This is a genomic window from Saccharothrix sp. ALI-22-I (genome assembly GCF_001984175.1).
In the GTDB taxonomy this organism is placed as follows: domain Bacteria; phylum Actinomycetota; class Actinomycetes; order Mycobacteriales; family Pseudonocardiaceae; genus Actinosynnema.
The window spans coordinates 1-2,935 of record NZ_MTQP01000002.1 but is presented as its reverse complement, the minus strand read 5'-3'; the positions used below and the strand labels follow the sequence as shown (position 1 = coordinate 2,935).

Here is a 2,935-nt window from a genome sequence, read left to right as displayed (position 1 = left end):
CGTCGGTCTCCCACTTGGCGTAGTAGTCGTAGACGGTCTTGTACGGCGGGAAGTCGTGCGGCAGGTACTCCCACGCGATCCCGGTCCGGCACACGTACAGGATCGCGTTGACGATCTCCCGTAAGTCGTGCACCCGTGCCGCGGTTCCGGGTCCACGCCGGGCGGCACGCCACGCGGTCAACGTCGGCTCGATCAACGCCCACCGGGCATCGGACAGGTCACTGCGATACGCACGCCGAGAACTCACAGTTGATCAACGCTCCAGGTGGCCACCACGATACGGACAGATCACCACAAACCAAGATCAGATGCCCTCATAGCGTGCACTACCACTTCTCGGCCTTGCCGGTGGCGTGGGTGTACCAGCTCCCGGAGCTGTTCTGGTGGTATTCGGCCCAATACGATCTACGGTGGACACAGTCGACGCGCTGGAGTTGTCTTTACGCTGGAGTCGGGTAGGCCTTCATCAGCGTGGCGAGGTACTCCTGGGCGGTGTACGGCCGCGACAGCGGTGCTGCCTGGCCGGCCCAGAGGTTGACGTATTGCGAGTCGCCGCGCGCGGCGGCGGCTCGGCGCAGGGGTTGCATGAGTGCGTTCTGGACCGGGTACGCGGGCACGTTCCCCTCTTCGGCCGCGAGTTCCCGGATCAGCGGGTTGATGATGGCCCGCGCGGGCCGGCCGGAAAAGAGCCGGGTGAGCACGGTGACCCGGGCGTCGGGGCCGGTGAGCGCCGCTTTGTGGACCTGGCTCGCCCCGGACTGCACGGTCGCCAGAAATCCGGTGCCGATCTGCACGCCCTCGGCGCCGAGGGCAAATGCCGCGGTGACGCCGCGATGGTCGGCGATCCCGCCGGCCGCGACGACCGGGATGTCGACGGCGTCGACGACCTGCGGAACGAGCGAGAACGTGCCGACCAGCGACTCGGCGACCGGCCGCAGGAACGCGCCCCGATGCCCTCCGGCGTCGCTGCCGGAGGCCACCACGACGTCGAAGCCGGCTGCCTGCACGGCCACCGCCTCGTCGACCGTGGTGGCGGTGCCGATCGTCACGATGCCGCGGCGACGCGCCTCGGTCACCACCCGGGCCGGCGGCGTGCCCATGACGAAACTGATCACCGGTGGCTGCGCCGCCAGCAGCGCGTCCACCTGATCGTCGAAGGCGGGCGGCGGCGCGTACGAGGTCGGCGCCGGTATGCCGAGGCGGTCGTAGAGCGGCCGGAGCCGTTCGAAGTCGGCCGGTGCCGGGCGCAGGACTTCCTCCCCTGGGTGCGGCACCCACAGGTTCACGTTGAACGGCCGGTTCCCGGGGATCGCCGCCTTCAGCTCGGCGACGAGGGCCGTGATGGCGCCGGGGTCCAGGTGGTGCGCCCCGAACGAACCGAGGCCGCCGGCGCCGCTCACCGCGGCGGCGAGGGCGACGCTCGACAGCCCGCCGCCGAACGGACCTTGGATGATCGGGAGGTCGGTGCCGAGCAGGCGGATGAGTCGGGTGCTCATGCCGCACCGACCAGTCGTCCCTGGCGCATCTGGACGGCGACCTGGGCGACCCGGCGACCGAGGTGCTCGGCGGTGCGCAGGTCGGCCGTGGGCGGCGCGTCGTCCGGGCCGGCGTCGGAGGGCGCCTGCGCCATCGCGCCGAGGAAGCCGCCCAGCCGGTTGAGGTCATCCACCTCGCCGGTGGTGCTGTAGAGCCAGCCGGGAGGCAGGCCCAGCGAGACCCAGTGCATGCCGTGCTGAGCGGAGAACACGGTCAGCGACGACAGGGTGTTCAGCTTGTCGCCGTTGACACCGGCGGACGTGGTGAACCCGGCGGCGAGCTTGTCGCGCCAGCCCTGCCGCGCCCAGACCTGGCCGCTGGCCTCAGCGAAGGCCTGGAAGACAGCGGACTGGCTACCCATGTAGGTGGGGGTGCCGAAGATGATGGCCGCGGCGTCGGCGAGCGCCTGCCACAGCGGTTCGTCGAGCACGGCAACGTTGCGCAGGTCGGCGTGGACACCGGGAACGGACTCCGCACCCGACGCGACGGCCTGTGCCTGGCGGGCCGTGTGGCCGTAGCCGCTGTGGTACGCGATGACGACACTGATCGACATGTGCCCTCCTTCCAAGAGGTGATGCGCCGACCATAGACGACCGGTCAACTAAAAGATAGTTGACCGCCCGTATACTCGTCGTCATGGGTCGCACCAGTACCGCTCGTGACCGGCTGCTCGACAGCGCCTGTGAACTCATGAACATCCGTGGCTATGCGGCCATCGGCGTGGCCGAGATCTGTGCCCGGGCCGATGTCCGCAAGGGCAGCTTCTACCACTTCTTCGAGTCCAAGCAGGCGCTCACCGTCGAGGTGGTCGACACCCACTGGCAGGCACAACGGGTTGCCTGGCACGAGCGCCTCACCGGACCGGAACCAGCTCTGGAACGCCTCCAGCGACTCATCGCCTGGCTCGTCGAGACACAACGGGAAGGGTGGCAAGTCTCCGGCAGGGTCGACGGGTGCCTGCTGGGCAACCTCGCGGCAGAACTCAGCGATCAGGAAGCCGTCGTCCAGCAACGACTCACCACCGCCTTCGACGAACAGACCGAGCTCGTCCACACCGCACTCACCGACGGCGCCCAGGACGGCAGCGTCGCACCCGCCTACGCGGACTGGGCCACCGCACGGGCCGTGGTCGCGCACGTCGAAGGCGCCGTACTCCTGGCCAAACTCGCCGGCGACCTGAGATCGCTCGACGATCTGTGGCCGCACGTACGACGCCTCGTCAGGCTTGACTCACCGCCCGACGAGGCGAGCCGGCAGCGCGAGGGCGTCAGCTAACCACGGGAGATCGTCAACGCGATCCTGTACGTGTGCCGGACCGGGATCGCGTGGGAGTACCTGCCGCACGACTTCCCGCCGTACAAGACCGTCTACGACTACTACGCCAAGTGGGAGACCGACG

4 protein-coding genes and 1 pseudogene are annotated in these 2,935 nt (G+C 69.1%); 2 read left to right on the top strand and 3 right to left on the bottom strand.

The window, feature by feature from the left end:
• The 3 genes from ALI22I_RS00040 to ALI22I_RS00030 form a co-directional block, all read right to left on the bottom strand.
• A partial coding sequence (locus ALI22I_RS00040; protein WP_143531820.1) for a transposase occupies positions 1–247 on the bottom strand: 247 nt, incomplete at its 3' end.
• A gap of 193 nt (positions 248–440) precedes the next feature.
• A complete protein-coding gene (locus ALI22I_RS00035) occupies positions 441–1,496 on the bottom strand; it encodes an NAD(P)H-dependent flavin oxidoreductase (RefSeq protein WP_077003546.1) in 1,056 nt (351 codons plus the stop codon).
• Positions 1,493–2,089 carry a flavodoxin family protein gene (locus ALI22I_RS00030; protein ID WP_077003545.1) on the bottom strand — a complete coding sequence of 199 codons (597 nt, stop codon included), beginning with the start codon at positions 2,087–2,089 and terminating at the stop codon, positions 1,493–1,495. Before ALI22I_RS00030 ends, ALI22I_RS00035 begins: the two co-directional genes overlap by 4 nt.
• An 83-nt stretch (positions 2,090–2,172) precedes the next feature.
• On the opposite strand from ALI22I_RS00030, the gene ALI22I_RS00025 reads away from it, so the two are divergent.
• A complete protein-coding gene (locus ALI22I_RS00025) occupies positions 2,173–2,811 on the top strand; it encodes a TetR/AcrR family transcriptional regulator (protein ID WP_077003544.1) in 639 nt (212 codons plus the stop codon).
• A 3-nt stretch (positions 2,812–2,814) separates the two neighbouring features.
• A pseudogene (locus tag ALI22I_RS00020) lies at positions 2,815–2,935 on the top strand (transposase); the annotation flags it as partial.